Here is a 16,397-nt window from a genome sequence, read left to right on the forward strand (position 1 = left end):
CAGTGTCACGGAGACGCCGGCGGGTACAGCGACCTCGGCAGCTGCGAAGCCGCCGCCGAGTCCAGCAGCCACAGCGTGCGCGAGCGGCCGTACGCGCCCGCCGCCGGGGCCTGGATCTCGCCCGCGCCGGACAGGGCGATGGCGACGGCCTCCGCCTTGTCCTCGCCGGCCGCGAGGAGCCAGACCTCGCGGGCCGCACGGATCGCCGGGAGGGTGAGGGAGATCCGGGTGGGCGGCGGCTTGGGGGCGCCGTGGACGCCGACCACCGTGCGCTCGGTCTCCCGGACCGCGGGCAGCTCGGGGAAGAGCGACGCCACGTGGGTGTCCGGGCCGACGCCCAGCATCAGGACGTCGAAGGTGGGCACCGCGCCGTGGTTCTCCGGTCCGGCCGCCTTCGCCAGCTCCGCCGCGTACGCCTCCGCGGCCGCCTCCACGTCCGCGCCGTGCGGGCCGTCGGAGGCGGGCATGGCGTGCACGCGCTCCGGGTCCACCGGCACGGAGTCCAGCAGCGCCTCGCGGGCCTGCGTGACATTGCGCTCGGGGTCGCCCTCGGGGAGGTAGCGCTCGTCGCCCCACCAGAGGTCGAGGCGGCCCCAGTCGATGGCGTCCCGGGCGGGAGCCGCCGCCAGCGCGGCCAGCAGGCCGTTGCCGTTGCGCCCGCCCGTGAGGACCACGGACGCGGTGCCCCGGGAGGCCTGCGCGTCCACGATCTTCGTGATCAGGCGGGCCGCGGCGGCCTGCGCCATCAGTTCCTTGTCGTGGTGGACGACCAGCTGCGGAGTGCTCACTTCGCCGTCGCCTTCCTGGCCGGTGCCTTCTTCGCCGGTGCCTTCTTCGCGGTCTTGGCCGCCGCCTTCTTCGCGGGGGCCTTGGCCGCTTCCTCGACCGGTTCCGGTACGGCGACCGGCTCGGCCGCGGACTCGGCGCCCGCGTCCCCGGCCGGCGCCTCGGACGCCTGCCGCGGCACCGTGTCCAGCCGCTCCACGCCGTAGCGCAGCGCCGACGCGTAGGTGTCGTCCGGGTCCAGCCGGCGCAGCTCCTCCGCGATCAGCTCGGCGGTGTCCCGCCGCTTCAGCGCCACCGCGCGGGCCGGCTGGCCCTCGATGGACAGCGTGGCCAGCGAGCCGTCGGCCCGGTCCAGCACGATCGGGCCGCAGTCGGTGTCCATGCGGACGGCCGTGAGCCCCGGACCGGACGACAGCGAGCGCTTCACCGGTACGTCCAGCCGGTCCGCGAGCCACATCGCCAGCAGCTCACAGCTCGGGTTGAACTCCTCGCCCTCCACCTCGACGGCCGTCACCTCGCAGGTGACCTGGTCGAGGGCCGCCGCGAGCATGGAACGCCACGGTGTGATCCTCGTCCAGGACAGGTCGGTGTCGCCGGGGGTGTAGGCCTCGGCGCGGGCCGACAGCTCCCGCACCGGCTGCTCGGCCGCGTAGGTGTCGGTGACCCGGCGCTGGGCGAGCGCGCCCAGCGGGTCCTTCGCCGGGTCGAGCGGGGCGTTCACCGGCCACCACACCACGACGGGCGCGTCCGGCAGCAGCAGCGGCAGGACCACCGAGTCGGCGTGGTCCGCGGCCTCGCCGTACAGACGCAGGACGACCGTCTCACCGGTGCCCGCGTCCGCGCCCACCCGCACCTCGGCGTCCAGACGCGAGGACGTGCGGTCGCGCGGGGAGCGGGAGACCCGCTTGATGACCACCAGTGTGCGCGAGGGGTGCTCGCGCGAGGCGTCGTTGGCGGCCTTCAGGGCGTCGTAGGCGTTCTCCTCGTCGGTGACGATGACGAGGGTCAGCACCATGCCGACGGCGGGCGTGCCGATGGCGCGGCGGCCCCGCACGAGCGCCTTGTTGATCGCTCCGGCGGTGGTGTCGGTCAGATCTATCTTCATGGCCGGCGCCAGCTCCGTCCGTCTCGTGCGAGCATCTCGTCCGCCTCCACGGGACCCCAGGTGCCCGACTTGTACTGCGCGGGCCTGCCGTGCTTGTCCCAGTACTCCTCGATCGGGTCGAGGATCTTCCAGGACAGCTCGACCTCCTCCGTGCGCGGGAAGAGGTTGGCATCTCCGAGCAGCACGTCCAGGATCAGGCGCTCGTACGCCTCCGGGCTGGACTCCGTGAACGACTCGCCGTAGGCGAAGTCCATCGACACGTCCCGGATCTCCATGGAGGTGCCCGGCACCTTGGAGCCAAAGCGGACGGTGACGCCCTCGTCGGGCTGGACGCGGATGACGATCGCGTTCTGGCCCAGCTCCTCGGTCGCCGTCGTGTCGAACGGCGAGTGCGGGGCCCGCTGGAAGACGACCGCGATCTCCGTCACCCGGCGGCCGAGGCGCTTGCCGGTGCGCAGGTAGAAGGGGACACCCGCCCAGCGGCGGTTGTCGATCTCCAGCTTGACCGCGGCGTAGGTGTCGGTCTTCGACTTCGGGTCGATGCCCTCCTCTTCGAGGTAGCCGGTGACCTTCTCACCGCCCTGCCAGCCCGCCGCGTACTGCCCGCGCACGGTGTCGGCGCCCAGGTCCTTCGGCAGCCGGACGGCGCCGAGCACCTTCTCCTTCTCCGCGGCCAGCGCGTCCGCGCCGAAGGAGGCGGGCTCCTCCATGGCCGTGAGGGCCATGAGCTGGAGCAGGTGGTTCTGGATGACGTCCCGGGCGGCGCCGATGCCGTCGTAGTAGCCGGCCCGGCCGCCGATGCCGATGTCCTCGGCCATGGTGATCTGGACGTGGTCCACGAAGGACCGGTTCCAGATCGGCTCGAACATCGTGTTGGCGAAACGCAGGGCCAGGATGTTCTGGACGGTCTCCTTGCCGAGGTAGTGGTCGATCCGGAAGACCTGCTCCGGCTCGAACACCTCGTGCACGACCTTGTTCAGCTCCTCGGCCGACTTCAGGTCGTGCCCGAACGGCTTCTCGATGACCGCTCGCCGCCAGGAACCGCCGGTCTGGTCGGCCAGACCGTGCTTCTTCAGCTGCTGGATGACCACCGGGAAGGAGCGCGGCGGCACGGACAGGTAGAAGGCGAAGTTGCCGCCCGTGCCCTGTGCCTTGTCCAGCTCCTCGATGGTGGCGCGCAGCCGCTCGAATGCCTCGTCGTCGTCGAAGGTGCCCTGGACGAAGCGCATCCCCTGGATGAGCTGCTGCCAGACCTCCTCGCGGAACGGAGTACGCGAGTGCTCCTTGACCGCGTCGTGGACGACCTCGGCGAAGTCCTCGTGCTCCCAGTCGCGGCGGGCGAAGCCCACCAGCGAGAAGCCCGGCGGCAGCAGACCCCGGTTGGCGAGGTCGTACACCGCGGGCATCAGCTTCTTGCGCGACAGGTCGCCGGTGACGCCGAAGATGACCAGGCCCGACGGCCCCGCGATACGCGGGAGCCGTCGGTCGGCCGGGTCACGAAGCGGGTTCGCTCCGGAACCGGAAACGGGTGACAAGTCAGCCCTCCGAAGGGGCGAGGCGCTCAAGCTCCGCCTGGGTGGACTTCAGCAGGTCGGTCCAGGACGCCTCGAACTTCTCGACGCCCTCGTCCTCCAGCACCTGCACGACGTCGTCGTACGAGATGCCGAGCTTCTCCAGCGCGTCGAGGTCGGCGCGCGCCTGCTCGTAGGTGCCGGCGATGGCGTTGCCGGTGATCTCGGCCTGGGCCTCGGTGGCCTCCAGCGTGGCCTCCGGCATGGTGTTGACCGTGTTCGGGGCGACGAGCCCGTCGACGTAGAGGGTGGCCGGGTACGCCGGGTCCTTCACGCCGGTCGACGCCCACAGCGGACGCTGCTTGTTGGCGCCCGCGTTCTCCAGCGCGCTCCACCGGTCCGAGGAGAAGACCTCCTCGTACGCCTGGTAGGCGAGGCGCGCGTTGGCGACGGCGGCCTTGCCGCGCAGTGCCTTGGCCTCGTCGGTGCCGATGCCGTCCAGCCGCTTGTCGATCTCGGTGTCCACGCGGGACACGAAGAAGGACGCCACCGAGTGGATCTTCGACAGGTCGAGACCCCGCTCCTTCGCCTTCTCCAGGCCGGTCAGGTAGGCGTCCATGACCTTGCGGTAGCGCTCCAGCGAGAAGATCAGCGTGACGTTGACGCTGATGCCGAGGCCGATCGTCTCGGCGATCGCCGGCAGACCCGCCTGGGTGGCCGGGATCTTGATCAGGGTGTTGGGGCGGTCCACCAGCCAGGCCAGCTGCTTGGCCTCGGCGACGGTCGCCTTGGTGTTGTGCGCGAGACGGGGGTCGACCTCGATGGAGACCCGGCCGTCCTGTCCGTTCGTCGCGTCGAAGACCGGCCGCAGGATGTCGGCGGCGTCGCGGACGTCCGCCGTCGTGATCATGCGGATGGCCTCTTCGACGGTGACCTTGCGGGCGGCGAGGTCCGAGAGCTGCTGGTCGTAGCCGTCGCCCTGGGAGATCGCCTTCTGGAAGATCGTCGGGTTGGTGGTGACGCCTACGACGTGCTGCTGGTCGATCAGCTCGGCGAGGTTGCCGGACGTGATCCGCTTGCGCGACAGGTCGTCCAGCCAGATCGCGACGCCTTCGTCGGAGAGGCGCTTGAGTGCGTCTGTCATGGAATTACATCTCCTACGTGTCGTATGTGAGCGTCAGCGCTGAGCGTCGGCGAGGGATTCCCGCGCCTTCGCGGCCACGTTCTCCGCGGTGAAGCCGAACTCCTTGAAGAGCACCTTGCCGTCGGCGGAAGCACCGAAGTGCTCCAGGGACACGATGCGGCCGGCATCCCCCACGTACTTGTGCCAGGTCAGACCGATGCCCGCCTCGACCGAGACTCGGGCCTTGACGGACGGCGGCAGCACGGAGTCCCGGTACCCCTGGTCCTGCTGCTCGAACCACTCGACGCACGGCATCGAGACGACACGCGTGGGCACGCCCTCGGCCTGGAGCCGCTCACGGGCCTCGACGGCCACGTGCACCTCGGAACCGGTGGCCATCAGGATCACCTGCGGTTCGCCGCCTTCGGCCTCGAACAGCACGTAGCCGCCCTTGGCCGCGTCCTCGTTCGGCTCGTACACCGGCACGCCCTGGCGGGTGAGCGCGAGGCCGTGCGGCTGGCCCTTGCCGAACTCCTTGGTCCAGCGCAGCAGGATCTCGCGCCAGGCGATGGCGGTCTCGTTGGCGTCCGCCGGACGCACGATGTTCAGACCCGGGATCGCGCGCAGCGAGGCCAGGTGCTCGACCGGCTGGTGGGTGGGGCCGTCCTCGCCGAGGCCGATGGAGTCGTGCGTCCACACGAACGTCACCGGCAGGTGCATCAGGGCCGACAGGCGCACCGCGTTGCGCATGTAGTCGGAGAAGACGAGGAAGGTGCCGCCGTAGACACGGGTGTTGCCGTGCAGCGTGATGCCGTTCAGCTCCGCGCCCATCGAGTGCTCGCGGATGCCGAAGTGGATCGTGCGGCCGTACGGGCTGGCCTCGGGCAGCGGGTTGCCCTCGGGCAGGAACGAGCTGTCCTTGTCGATGGTGGTGTTGTTCGACCCGGCGAGGTCGGCGGAGCCGCCCCACAGCTCGGGGATCACCGCGCCGAGCGCCTGGAGCACCTTGCCGGACGCGGCACGCGTCGCGACGCCCTTGCCGGGCTCGAAGACCGGGAGCTTCTCCTCCCAGCCGGTGGGCAGCTCGCCCTTGCTGATCCGGTCGAACTCGGCGGCCCGCTCCGGGTTGGCCTCGCGCCACTCCTGGAGGGACTTCTCCCACTCGGACTTCGCCTGGGCGCCGCGCTCCAGCGCCTTGCGGGTGTGGGCGATGACCTCGTCGGCGACCTCGAACGACTTCTCCGGGTCGAAGCCGAGGACGCGCTTGGTGGCGGCGACCTCGTCCTCGCCCAGCGCCGAGCCGTGCGCGGCCTCGGTGTTCTGGGCGTTCGGGGCCGGCCAGGCGATGATGGAGCGCATCGCGATGAAGGACGGCCGGTCGGTGACCTGCTTCGCCTCCTGGATCGCGGCGAAGATCGCCTGCGGGTCCAGGTCGCCGTTCTCCTTGGCCTCCACGCGCTGCACGTGCCAGCCGTAGGCCTCGTAGCGCTTGACGGTGTCCTCGGAGACGGCCGTCTCGGTGTCGCCCTCGATCGAGATGTGGTTGTCGTCCCACAGCAGGATCAGGTTGCCCAGCTTCTGGTGGCCGGCCAGCGAGGACGCCTCGGCGGAGATGCCCTCCTGGAGGCAGCCGTCACCGGCGATGCAGTAGATGAAGTGGTCGAAGGGGGACTCGCCGGCCGGAGCCTCGGGGTCGAACAGACCGCGCTCGTAGCGGGCGGCCATGGCCATGCCCACCGCGTTGGCGACACCCTGGCCCAGCGGACCCGTGGTGGTCTCGACGCCCTTGGTGTGCCCGTACTCCGGGTGGCCGGGGGTCTTGGAGCCCCACGTCCGGAACGACTTCAGATCGTCCAGCTCCAGGCCGAAGCCGGCCAGGTACAGCTGGGTGTAGAGGGTCAGGGACGAGTGTCCGGCGGACAGCACGAAGCGGTCGCGGCCGGTCCACTCCGGATCCGCCGGGTCGTGCCGCATCACCTTCTGGAAGAGGGTGTAGGCGGCCGGGGCCAGGCTCATCGCCGTACCGGGATGGCCGTTGCCGACCTTCTGTACGGCGTCTGCGGCCAGGACACGGGCGGTGTCCACGGCCCGCTGGTCCAGCTCGGTCCACTCAAGGTCTGTGGTGGTCGGCTTGGTGCTCACCCTGGGTCAGGGCTCCTCTCCACATGTCGGTCGCCGGTCGTCGGGGCATGCGCCCACCCGGCCGCCGACGGACGTGTCGCCCGCCGGCCGTTGTCGAGCCTACCCCCGTAAGGACGTGCGTTTTTTCGAGTGTTTCCAGAGTGCCGGGAGTCTGCGCGATCCGCCTGCCGACCGGCCCGGAAGGGCATTTGGCACATGAATACGGAGCCGGTCATCTGAGCGCTCAATCGAGTGCCGGGACCCCTCTTATGGGCCGTGCGTCAACACGACCCCACCCCCGCGAAGGGCGGGGTATGGGCAACGTCTAAAGTGGCGTGGTACGCGCGAGCCTTTACCGGGACTTCATACGGGGGGCTTGCTGGGATGTCTCTGTCAGGGGTGTGCGTGACGGCCGTCGAATCCCGTCCAGCGGCTTTGCTCGATGGTGCGAGCCAGGGCCCGGCTCATCGGCCGTTCGGGGCCCGTGTCAAGGCTTTCGTGGCGCTGACCAAGCCGCGGATCATCGAGCTGCTGCTCATCACCACGGTTCCGGTGATGTTCCTGGCGCAGCAGGGTGTGCCCGACCTCAAGCTGGTCCTGCTCACCTGCGTCGGCGGCTATCTGTCGGCGGGCGGCGCCAACGCGCTGAACATGTACATCGACCGGGACATCGACGCCCTGATGGACCGCACCTCGCAGCGGCCCCTGGTGACGGGCATGGTCAGCCCGCCCGAGTGCCTGGTCTTCGGCATCACCCTCGCGGTCGTCTCGACGCTGCTGTTCGGCCTCACCGTCAACTGGCTGAGCGCCTGGCTCTCGCTCGGGGCGCTCCTCTTCTACGTCGTCGTCTACACGATGCTCCTCAAACGGCGTACGTCGCAGAACATCGTGTGGGGTGGCATCGCGGGCTGCATGCCCGTGCTCATCGGCTGGTCGGCCGTGACGAACTCGCTCTCCTGGGCGCCGGTCGTCCTGTTCCTGGTGATCTTCTTCTGGACCCCGCCGCACTACTGGCCGCTGTCCATGAAGGTGAAGGACGACTACGCGCGTGTGGGCGTGCCGATGCTGCCGGTCATCGCCTCCAACAAGGTCGTGGCGCGGCAGATCGTCATCTACAGCTGGGTCATGGTCGCCGTCTCCCTGCTCCTGACCCCCCTCGGCTACACCGGCTGGTTCTACACGGCGGTCGCGCTGGCCGCCGGCGGATGGTGGCTGTGGGAGGCGCACGCGTTGCAGAACCGGGCCAAGGCCGAGGTCACGGGCGCGAAGCTGAAGGAGATGCGGCTGTTCCACTGGTCGATCACCTATGTGTCGCTGCTGTTCGTGGCGATCGCGGTGGACCCCTTCCTGCGCTGAGGCGCGGCGGGCGCATGTCACAGGGCCCTGATCTCGCCAGCTGACCTACCCGTCGGTAGCATCCTGGGCATGGCAGACACGCAGCAGGTTGACGCGAGGGCCGAGCGCAAGGCGGCCAAGCTCGCCCGGGAGATCAGCGCCTTCTCCAAGGCCCACGGCGGTGCCGAGGGCCAGGTGGCCCACATCGGCGAACGCGGCGCCCGCATCGTCCTCGTCGGCGCGGACGGCGGCTGGGGCGACCTGGTGGCTCCCAGCACCGAGATCGCCCAGCAGGCGGTGGAGAAGGCCGGCATCACCGTCCACGAGTCCTTCGACGGCGAGTTCGCCGCCAAGGTGCGGACGGGCCCGTACGAGTGGAAGCGGATGGCCGGCATCCAGGTGGGCGGCTGAGCAACGCCCCGCGGGGCCGCGGGCTCGCAAGGACGTGCGGCTCCCCGCGCGGGCGCGGCCGGCCCTGGCCGCGAGCTCATCCGCGACCTCGGACCCCGTTCACCCGTTAGGCCGGTCGAAGCCAGCGCACGCGGGGAGGCCGGGATGATCGAGACGCCGTCCCTCGTGGACCAGTACTGCCACGGCGTACTGCGGACGGAACTGGGCCTCGGCACCTTCGAGGCCCAGCTGGCCCGCACCGAGGGACCCCCGGCCCCGGGCACCACCCTGTTCGACACCCAGACCGGCTTCGCCGTACGGCGCTGGTGCCCGCCCCTGCTCGGCCTCGAACCGCACTGCCCGCCCGCCCGCTATCTGGCCCGGCGCCGCGAACTGGGCGTCCTGGAGTCGGGCCGCAGGCTGCTGCGCGGCAGCGGCATCACCACGTACCTGGTCGACACCGGGCTGCCCGGCGACCTCACCGGCCCCGCCGAACTGGCCTCCGCCGCGGCGGCCGAGGCCCGCGAGACCATCCGGCTCGAACCGCTCGCGGAGCAGGTCGCCGACACCTCCGGCACCGTCGAGTCCTTCCTCGCCAACCTCGCCGAGTCGGTGCACGGAGCCGCGGCCACCGCCGTCGCCTTCACCTCCGTCGCGGGCCTGAGACACGGCCTGGCCCTCGCGCCGGAGCCGCCGGGACCGGGGGAGGTGCGGGGCGCGGCGGGCCGCTGGCTGGCCGGACGGCGCGTCGGCGGCACGCTCACCGACCCCGTCCTGCTCCGGCACCTGCTGTGGATCGCCGTCGCCTCGGGCCTGCCCCTGCAACTGCACGCGGGTCTCGGCGAGCCCGGCTCCCGCATCGACCGCACGGACCCGGTGCTGCTCACCGACTTCGTCCGGGCCACCGCCGGCCTCGGCACCGACCTGATCCTGCTGCACGGCTATCCGTACCACCGCCACGCCGCCCACCTGGCCGGTGTCTTCCCGCACGTCTACGCCGACTCCGGCGCCGCGCTGGTCCGCACCGGCGCCCGGGCGGCCACGGTCCTCGCCGAGCTCCTGGAACTGGCCCCCTTCGGCAAGATCCTCTTCTCCACCGGCGCGCGGAACCTGCCGGAACTGCATGTCGTCGGCGCCCGCCTCTTCCGGGAGGCGCTGGGCCGCGTACTGGGCACCTGGGTCGCCGACGGCGCCTGGTCCTTGGAGGACGCCCAGCGGGTTGCGCGGATGATCGCGGCGGACAACGCACGCCGGGTGTACGGGCTGGAGTGAGCCGTCCAGACTGGGCGGATGACGACGACCGCGTCCCTGCTCGACGGGTTCCTGCACGCCCTGCTGCCCCTGCGGCCCCGCGCCGTGTGGGCTCACGGCTCACTGGCCGGCGGCGACTACCAGGAGGGCCGCAGCGACCTCGACCTGATCGCCGTCCTGCCGGACCCGCCGGCCCTGGAGACCGTACGACGGCTCGTGGCGCTGCACCGGAGGCAGCGCGGCGAACCGCTCGCGGCGAAGCTCCACTGCGGCTACCTCGCACCGGCCACCCTGCACGACGTGGACCGCTCGCACCTCACCTGGGCACACGGACGGGTGATGCGCCGCCCGGTCAGCCCCGTCACCCGGCGCGAGCTGCACGCCTTCGGACGCGTGCTGTACGGCGAGGCCCCGGCGGCGCTGCTCCCGCCGGTGCCGGACCGGGAACTGGCCGACTTCGTCGTACGCGACCAGCGCGACTACTGGGGGCCGGCGGTGGACAAGGCCCGGCTGTGGCGGCAGGACATCTGGGTCGACCTGGGCCTGCTGACCTTCGCCCGGGCCACCGTGACCCTGCGTGAGGGCCGGCTGATCTCCAAGCGGGAGGCGCTGGCGGAGCTTCGGGCGCTGGGTGCTCCGGCGGAGGTCGTCGAGGACATCACCCGCCGCCGCTACGGCACCCCCGCCCCGGCCCCCGACGGCTGGTCCACCCGCCGGGCCGGGCTGACCCGCGCCTACCTGGGGCCGGCGATCGACGCTCTCGTCGCCACGTACGGGTGACTCACGCGCGGGTGCCGACCGGCACCTCGGCCGCCGGGCCCGGGAGGTCCAGGCCGGCTTCCGGGCGTTCGCGCAGCGACAGCAGGACGCGCAGGGTGGCGATCCAGATCAGGCACGAGCCGAGCATGTGCAGGGCGACCAGGACCTCGGGCAGGTGCGTGAAGTACTGCACGTAACCGATCACACCCTGGGCCAGCAGCACGACGAACAGCTCGCGGGTCCGGGCCAGGGGGCCCTGCGGCGCGTCGACCGCCTTCAGGACGAACCACAGGGCGAACGTCAGCGTGACCACGATCCACGCGAGCACCGCGTGCAGCTTGGCGACCGTCTCCCAGTCGATCGGGATGCGCTCGACCTCGCTGGAGTCGCCGGCGTGCGGCCCGGCCCCGGTCACCACCGTGCCGACCGCGATGAGCAGCACGGACGCCAGCACCAGGAACCACACGAGCTGCTGCACCGCCTTGCCGACCAGCGGACGCGGCGCCTCGTCGCCCTCCCGTGTGCGCTGCCACATCACCGTGGCGATGGCGATCAGGGCGGTGGAGAGCAGGAAGTGCGCGGCGACGGTGTACGGGTTGAGGCCGACCAGGACGACGATGCCGCCGAGCACGGCGTTGCCCATGACCACCCAGAACTGGGCCCAGCCCAGCCGGGTCAGGCTGCGTCGCCACGGCTTCTGGGACCGGGCCGCGACGATCGCCCAGCCGACGGCCGCGCACAGCACGTACGTCAGCATGCGGTTGCCGAACTCGATGACCCCGTGGAAGCCCATGGCCCGGGTGGTGGTCAGGGAGTCGTCGGTGCAGGTGGGCCAGGTCGGGCAGCCGAGGCCCGAGCCGGTCAGGCGGACGGCGCCGCCGGTCACGACGATGACCACCGACATCACGAGCGCGGCGAGCGCCGCCCGGCGGACGGTCCGGGGGTCCGGGGTCCAGCGGTCGGCGATGAAGGCGAGCGGGTTGCGCAGGGCGGCTTCGGCGTCGGCGCGGTTCAGCTTTGGCACGCGCACCATCGTAGGCCGCCGCTTGTGCACGCGTTCACGAGGGTCCGCCCCGACGCGTGCGGCATCGGTCACTCCCAGCGGAAGAACTTCCCGGCCGCGGCCAGGCCGGCCACCGCCCAGACGGCGAGAATCCCCAGGTCGCCCCAGGGAGTGCCGGCGCCGTGCTGGAGCACGTCCCGCAGGCCGTCCGACAGGGCGGAGATCGGCAGCAGACCGAGGACCTGTTCACCCGTCGAGCCGAACTTCTCCAGCGGCACGATGACTCCGCCGCCGACGAGCAGCAGCAGGAACACCAGGTTGGCGGCGGCCAGCGTCGCCTCCGCCTTCAGCGTGCCCGCCATCAGCAGGCCGAGCCCGGAGAAGGCGGCGGTGCCGACGACGAGCAGCAGCAGGACGGCGGCCGGGTTGCCGTGCGGGGACCAGCCCAGCGCGAAGGCGATGACGGTCAGCAGGACGACCTGGAGGACCTCGGTCACCAGCACGGACGCCGTCTTCGCGGTCATCAGGGCCCAGCGGGGCAGCGGCAAGGAGGCGAGCCGCTTCAGGACGCCGTAGCGGCGCTCGAAGCCGGTGGCGATGGCCTGGCCGGTGAACGCCGTCGACATCACGGCCAGGGCCAGGATGCCGGGGGCGAGGAAGTCGACCGCCTCGCTGCCGGTGTCCACGATGTCGACGGAGCTGAAGAGCACCAGCAGCAGGGTCGGGATGACGACCGTCAGCAGCAGCTGCTCGCCGTTGCGCAGCAGCATCTTCGTCTCCAGCGCCGCCTGCGCCGCGATCATGCGGGGGAGCGGGGCGGCTCCGGGCTTCGGGGTGTACGTACCCGCCGTGGTCACGAGCGCAGCTCCTTGCCGGTCAGCTCAAGAAAGACGTCCTCCAGCGTGTGCCGCTCCACCGAGATCCGGTCGGGCATGACCCCGTGCTGGGCGCACCAGGACGTCACCGTGGCCAGCAGCTGGGGGTCGACCTTGCCGACGACCCGGTAGGAGCCCGGGGTCAGCTCGGCGGCCGTGCAGTCGGCCGGCAGCGCCTTGAGCAGGGAGCCGACGTCGAGGCCGGGCCGGCCGGTGAAGCGCAGGGTGTTCTCGGCGCCGCCCTTGCACAGCTCCTCCGGGGAGCCCTGGGCGATCACCCGGCCGCCGTCGATGATCGCCACGTCGTCGGCGAGCTGCTCGGCCTCGTCCATGTGGTGCGTGGTGAGGATCACCGAGACGCCGTCGGCGCGCAGGTCCCGCACCAGGTCCCAGGTGGCCCGGCGAGCCTGCGGGTCGAGCCCGGCGGTGGGCTCGTCCAGGAACACCAGCTCCGGGCGGCCCACGACGGCCATGGCGAGCGCGAGCCGCTGCTGCTGGCCGCCGGAGAGCCGGCGGTAGCCGGTCCGGCCGCAGGAGCCGAGCCCGAGGCGTTCGACGAGGGCGTCGACGTCCAGCGGGTGGGCGTGCAGCTTCGCCATGTGGCGCAGCATCTCCTCCGCCCGGGCACCGGAGTACACGCCTCCGGACTGGAGCATCACGCCGATGCGGGGGCGCAGCTCGGCGGACTGCCGTACCGGGTCGAGGCCCAGGACGCGCACCGTGCCGGAATCCGGCTTCCGGTACCCCTCGCAGGTCTCGACCGTGGTCGTCTTCCCCGCCCCGTTGGGGCCGAGTACGGCGGTCACGCCCGGCTGGGCCACCAGGTCGAGCCCGTCCACCGCGGTCTTCGTGCCGTACCGCTTCACCAAGGCCTGGACCTGGACCACCGGCTCACTTCGCATGGGTCCAGAGTCTAGGTACGCCGTCCGGCCCTCAGGCGCGGGGGTGGCGGAAGTCCTCCTCACGGGGCCGGTGCAGTGGCAGCCACCGCTCGGCGTAGGCCACGGCGTCCGCCACCGGGAACAGCCGGACGTCCGCCGCACCCACCCTTCCCCGGACGACCGGCCGGTCCCGCTCGAAGTCGTGCCCCAGCTCGTCGAACCGGTCGGAGCTGATCGAGACCTCGGTCAGCGTCTCCCAGCCGCCGCCGGGAGCGGGCCGGCCGACCCGCACGCGGGGCGCGGGTATCCGGTACTCGGCGAGGTGGAAGGCGGTGCAGGCGTCGTAGCCCGCGCCGAGCAGCAGGACCCGGGCGCCCAGCTCCTCCAGCCGGGCGAGGGGGCTGTGCTCACCGAGCCGGCAGTCGGGGGCGTGGCCGTCGGTGATCTCCAGGGCGCGGGGGCCGACGGCCGCGAAGGAGGTCTGCGGGTGGGCGCTGCGCAGGGCGCCCGGCCAGGTGCGCACGGTCTCCGGGACGACGCCGACTCCGAGGGAGGGGGTGATCAGCGGGTGGTACGGCGGCATGGTGGCCCGGATGCGGTCCCACCATTCCTCGGGAACGGGAGGATTCACCCAGACGGCCGGATCGGACTGGGCGCCCGTCTGGGTGGGGACGACGAGCGTGCCCGACGGGCCGAGCGCGTCCAGGAGCCCCTGGACGACCGCGACGGCGCCTCCGTTGACCCAGCCGAGGGAGCTGAGCGAGGAGTGCGCGAGAAGGGTCTCACCGGGCTCGACACCGAGCAGTCGCAGCTCCGCGGCGATGCTGTCGCGGGTGACAAGAGGGCCGGTCGGAGGGGGTGTGGGCATGGTCCGGGAGTCTCCCGGACGGGCGCGCGGGGCGCCACCGGATTGCCCCTGCCGACGGCCCGCACGAGCGATCGGATGATCGTTTCCGCAGGTCGGATTAGGTATGCCTAAGTGACGCAGGGCACCGTCGGGTGATCCGGACGGCGCTTGTCAGTCTCCGCGGAATTACGCAACAATGGCGTTGTGAAAAACGTCGGCGAGGCTCGGGAGACCCCCACGGGGGCCCCTCAGGAGGAGCTAGCGACCGGTGAGCGCTCGACGCGCAACCGGGTCGCGCGGTCCATCCTGGACCACGGGCCGTCGACCGTCGCCGAACTCGCCGGCCGGCTGGGACTGACCCAGGCGGCCGTCCGCCGTCACCTGGACGCGCTGGTCGCCGACGACGTCGTCGAGGCCCGCGAGCAGCGGGTCTACGGCACGCGCACGCGCGGGCGCCCCGCGAAGGTCTTCGCGCTCACCGACTGCGGCCGGGACGCCTTCGACCAGTCGTACGACAAGCTCGCCATGGACGCGCTGCGCTGGATCGCCGAGCAGGGGGGCGGCCCCGAGGCGGTCGCCGCCTTCGCCCGCGCCCGGATCGCCGCCCAGGCGAGCGCGTACCGCGAGGCGATCGAGGCCGTGACCCCCGACAAACGCGCCGAAGCGCTGGCCAAGGCCCTGAGCGCCGACGGGTACGCTGCTACGGCGCGCAGCGCACCGGTCGGCGAGCAGCTCTGCCAGCACCACTGCCCGGTCGCCCACGTCGCGGAACAGTTCCCGCAGCTGTGCGAGGCGGAGACCGAGATCTTCGCCGAGCTGCTGGGCACCCACGTCCAGCGACTGGCGACCATCGCGCACGGCGACGGCGTCTGCACGACGTTCATCCCCAAGATTTCCACTGACGCACCTGCAAGCACGGCCGGGAGGAACCCCGCATGACTCTCCCCACGGAGACTGCCCACCCTGAGCTGGAGGGCCTGGGCAAGTACGAATACGGCTGGGCCGACTCCGACGTGGCCGGTGCCTCCGCCAGGCGCGGCCTCAACGAGGACGTCGTCCGCGACATCTCGGGCAAGAAGTCCGAGCCGGAGTGGATGACCAAGCTGCGCCTGAAGGGCCTGAAGCTCTTCGAGAAGAAGCCGATGCCGAACTGGGGCTCCGACCTCTCGGGCATCGACTTCGACAACATCAAGTACTTCGTGCGCTCCACGGAGAAGCAGGCGGAGTCCTGGGAGGACCTGCCCGAGGACATCAAGAACACCTACGACAAGCTGGGCATCCCCGAGGCCGAGAAGCAGCGCCTCGTCGCCGGTGTCGCCGCCCAGTACGAGTCGGAGGTCGTCTACCACCAGATCCGCGAGGACCTGGAGGAGCAGGGCGTCATCTTCCTCGACACCGACACCGCCCTGAAGGAGCACCCGGAGCTCTTCAAGGAGTACTTCGGCACGGTCATCCCGGCCGGCGACAACAAGTTCGCCGCGCTGAACACCGCCGTGTGGTCCGGCGGCTCCTTCATCTACGTGCCGAAGGGCGTGCACGTCGAGATCCCGCTCCAGGCCTACTTCCGCATCAACACGGAGAACATGGGCCAGTTCGAGCGGACCTTGATCATCGTCGACGAGGGTGCCTACGTCCACTACGTCGAGGGCTGCACCGCGCCGATCTACAAGTCGGACTCGCTGCACTCCGCGGTGGTCGAGATCATCGTCAAGAAGAACGCCCGCTGCCGTTACACGACCATCCAGAACTGGTCGAACAACGTCTACAACCTGGTCACCAAGCGCGCCGTCGCCTACGAGGGCGCGACCATGGAGTGGATCGACGGCAACATCGGCTCCAAGGTGACGATGAAGTACCCGGCCGTCTACCTGATGGGCGAGCACGCCAAGGGCGAGACCCTGTCCATCGCCTTCGCGGGCGAGGGGCAGCACCAGGACGCCGGCGCCAAGATGGTCCACATGGCGCCGAACACGTCGTCCAACATCGTCTCGAAGTCGGTCGCGCGCGGTGGCGGTCGTACGTCCTACCGCGGCCTGATCGAGATCGGCGAGGGCGCCGCCGGGTCGAAGTCGAACGTGCTGTGCGACGCGCTGCTGGTCGACACGATCTCCCGGTCGGACACGTACCCGTACGTCGACGTCCGCGAGGACGACGTGTCCATGGGCCACGAGGCCACCGTCTCCAAGGTCTCCGAGGACCAGCTCTTCTACCTGATGAGCCGCGGCCTCTCCGAGGACGAGGCGATGGCGATGATCGTGCGCGGCTTCGTCGAGCCGATCGCCAAGGAACTGCCCATGGAGTACGCGCTGGAGCTCAACCGGCTGATCGAGCTGCAGATGGAGGGCGCGGTCGGTTAACCACCGGTCCGCCGCCCCATCAAGCCACTTACGCAAGAAAGCGAGCATTACGA

At 71.1% G+C, this 16,397-nt stretch carries 15 protein-coding genes; 6 read left to right on the forward strand and 9 right to left on the reverse strand.

Annotation, left to right across the window (positions count from 1 at the left end):
* Positions 1–5: 5 nt before the first annotated feature.
* From pgl to tkt, 5 genes are read right to left on the reverse strand one after another with little or no spacing between them, the layout of a single operon-like run.
* Positions 6–788: a 6-phosphogluconolactonase gene (gene pgl / locus ACH4LD_RS17505; RefSeq protein WP_132784009.1), complete on the reverse strand. Its 783-nt coding sequence runs from the start codon at positions 786–788 to the stop codon at positions 6–8.
* Positions 785–1,891: a glucose-6-phosphate dehydrogenase assembly protein OpcA gene (opcA, locus tag ACH4LD_RS17510; protein WP_132784010.1), complete on the reverse strand. Its 1,107-nt coding sequence runs from the start codon at positions 1,889–1,891 to the stop codon at positions 785–787. Before opcA ends, pgl begins: the two co-directional genes overlap by 4 nt.
* Positions 1,888–3,426 (reverse strand): glucose-6-phosphate dehydrogenase, encoded by a 1,539-nt coding sequence (gene zwf / locus ACH4LD_RS17515; protein ID WP_398056954.1) that lies wholly within the window; start codon positions 3,424–3,426, stop codon positions 1,888–1,890. The genes opcA and zwf overlap by 4 nt, the downstream gene beginning before the upstream one ends.
* 1 nt (position 3,427) lies before the next feature.
* A complete protein-coding gene (gene tal / locus ACH4LD_RS17520) occupies positions 3,428–4,546 on the reverse strand; it encodes a transaldolase (protein ID WP_132784011.1) in 1,119 nt (372 codons plus the stop codon).
* Positions 4,547–4,579: 33 nt separating this feature from the next.
* Positions 4,580–6,667: a transketolase gene (gene tkt, locus ACH4LD_RS17525; RefSeq protein WP_398056955.1), complete on the reverse strand. Its 2,088-nt coding sequence runs from the start codon at positions 6,665–6,667 to the stop codon at positions 4,580–4,582.
* Between the two features lie 363 nt (positions 6,668–7,030).
* Between tkt and ACH4LD_RS17530 the strand changes: the two genes are divergently transcribed.
* The 4 genes from ACH4LD_RS17530 (at position 7,031) to ACH4LD_RS17545 (ending at position 10,402) form a co-directional block, all read left to right on the forward strand.
* The gene (locus ACH4LD_RS17530) at positions 7,031–8,002 is read left to right on the forward strand and encodes a heme o synthase (RefSeq protein WP_398056956.1); all 972 of its coding nucleotides are present in this window, start codon (positions 7,031–7,033) and stop codon (positions 8,000–8,002) included.
* Between the two features lie 69 nt (positions 8,003–8,071).
* Positions 8,072–8,392: a hypothetical protein gene (locus tag ACH4LD_RS17535; RefSeq protein ID WP_132784014.1), complete on the forward strand. Its 321-nt coding sequence runs from the start codon at positions 8,072–8,074 to the stop codon at positions 8,390–8,392.
* 144 nt (positions 8,393–8,536) lie between these two features.
* Entirely contained in the window at positions 8,537–9,643 is a 1,107-nt protein-coding gene (locus ACH4LD_RS17540; protein WP_398056957.1) for an amidohydrolase family protein, read from the forward strand.
* 18 nt (positions 9,644–9,661) lie between these two features.
* Positions 9,662–10,402, forward strand: a complete 741-nt coding sequence (locus ACH4LD_RS17545) for a nucleotidyltransferase (protein ID WP_398056958.1) — start codon at positions 9,662–9,664, stop codon at positions 10,400–10,402.
* A 1-nt stretch (position 10,403) separates the two neighbouring features.
* On the opposite strand, the gene ACH4LD_RS17550 is transcribed toward ACH4LD_RS17545, so the two are convergent.
* Genes ACH4LD_RS17550 through ACH4LD_RS17565 form a run of 4 tightly spaced genes read right to left on the reverse strand, consistent with a single transcriptional unit; the run spans position 10,404 to position 14,008 of the window.
* Entirely contained in the window at positions 10,404–11,414 is a 1,011-nt protein-coding gene (locus tag ACH4LD_RS17550) for a heme A synthase (RefSeq protein WP_398056959.1), read from the reverse strand.
* A gap of 59 nt (positions 11,415–11,473) precedes the next feature.
* Complete coding sequence (locus ACH4LD_RS17555; protein WP_398057066.1) at positions 11,474–12,187, reverse strand: ABC transporter permease; 714 nt, start codon at positions 12,185–12,187, stop codon at positions 11,474–11,476.
* A 50-nt stretch (positions 12,188–12,237) separates the two neighbouring features.
* Positions 12,238–13,161: an ABC transporter ATP-binding protein gene (locus ACH4LD_RS17560; RefSeq protein ID WP_058080092.1), complete on the reverse strand. Its 924-nt coding sequence runs from the start codon at positions 13,159–13,161 to the stop codon at positions 12,238–12,240.
* A gap of 31 nt (positions 13,162–13,192) precedes the next feature.
* Complete coding sequence (locus tag ACH4LD_RS17565) at positions 13,193–14,008, reverse strand: aminoglycoside N(3)-acetyltransferase (protein WP_398056960.1); 816 nt, start codon at positions 14,006–14,008, stop codon at positions 13,193–13,195.
* 183 nt (positions 14,009–14,191) lie between these two features.
* On the opposite strand from ACH4LD_RS17565, the gene ACH4LD_RS17570 reads away from it, so the two are divergent.
* Together ACH4LD_RS17570 and sufB are read left to right on the forward strand one after the other, a co-directional pair.
* Complete coding sequence (locus ACH4LD_RS17570) at positions 14,192–14,926, forward strand: helix-turn-helix transcriptional regulator (RefSeq protein WP_398056962.1); 735 nt, start codon at positions 14,192–14,194, stop codon at positions 14,924–14,926.
* Entirely contained in the window at positions 14,923–16,344 is a 1,422-nt protein-coding gene (sufB, locus tag ACH4LD_RS17575) for a Fe-S cluster assembly protein SufB (RefSeq protein ID WP_014671980.1), read from the forward strand. Before ACH4LD_RS17570 ends, sufB begins: the two co-directional genes overlap by 4 nt.
* Positions 16,345–16,397: the final 53 nt, after the last annotated feature.

This window comes from Streptomyces sp. NPDC017676 (assembly GCF_044329325.1).
In the GTDB taxonomy this organism is placed as follows: domain Bacteria; phylum Actinomycetota; class Actinomycetes; order Streptomycetales; family Streptomycetaceae; genus Streptomyces.

Bases quoted from the DNA above. Each gene is read 5' to 3' on its own strand.
- ACH4LD_RS17535 (WP_132784014.1), top strand. From the start codon at position 8,072: ATGGCAGACACGCAGCAGGTTGACGCGAGGGCCGAGCGCAAGGCGGCC.
- ACH4LD_RS17560 (WP_058080092.1), bottom strand. From the start codon at position 13,161: ATGCGAAGTGAGCCGGTGGTCCAGGTCCAGGCCTTGGTGAAGCGGTAC.
- sufB (WP_014671980.1), top strand. From the start codon at position 14,923: ATGACTCTCCCCACGGAGACTGCCCACCCTGAGCTGGAGGGCCTGGGC.
- opcA (WP_132784010.1), bottom strand. From the start codon at position 1,891: ATGAAGATAGATCTGACCGACACCACCGCCGGAGCGATCAACAAGGCG.
- ACH4LD_RS17545 (WP_398056958.1), top strand. From the start codon at position 9,662: ATGACGACGACCGCGTCCCTGCTCGACGGGTTCCTGCACGCCCTGCTG.
- ACH4LD_RS17555 (WP_398057066.1), bottom strand. From the start codon at position 12,187: ATGATCGCGGCGCAGGCGGCGCTGGAGACGAAGATGCTGCTGCGCAAC.
- tal (WP_132784011.1), bottom strand. From the start codon at position 4,546: ATGACAGACGCACTCAAGCGCCTCTCCGACGAAGGCGTCGCGATCTGG.
- ACH4LD_RS17565 (WP_398056960.1), bottom strand. From the start codon at position 14,008: ATGCCCACACCCCCTCCGACCGGCCCTCTTGTCACCCGCGACAGCATC.
- ACH4LD_RS17540 (WP_398056957.1), top strand. From the start codon at position 8,537: ATGATCGAGACGCCGTCCCTCGTGGACCAGTACTGCCACGGCGTACTG.
- ACH4LD_RS17530 (WP_398056956.1), top strand. From the start codon at position 7,031: ATGTCTCTGTCAGGGGTGTGCGTGACGGCCGTCGAATCCCGTCCAGCG.
- ACH4LD_RS17550 (WP_398056959.1), bottom strand. From the start codon at position 11,414: ATGGTGCGCGTGCCAAAGCTGAACCGCGCCGACGCCGAAGCCGCCCTG.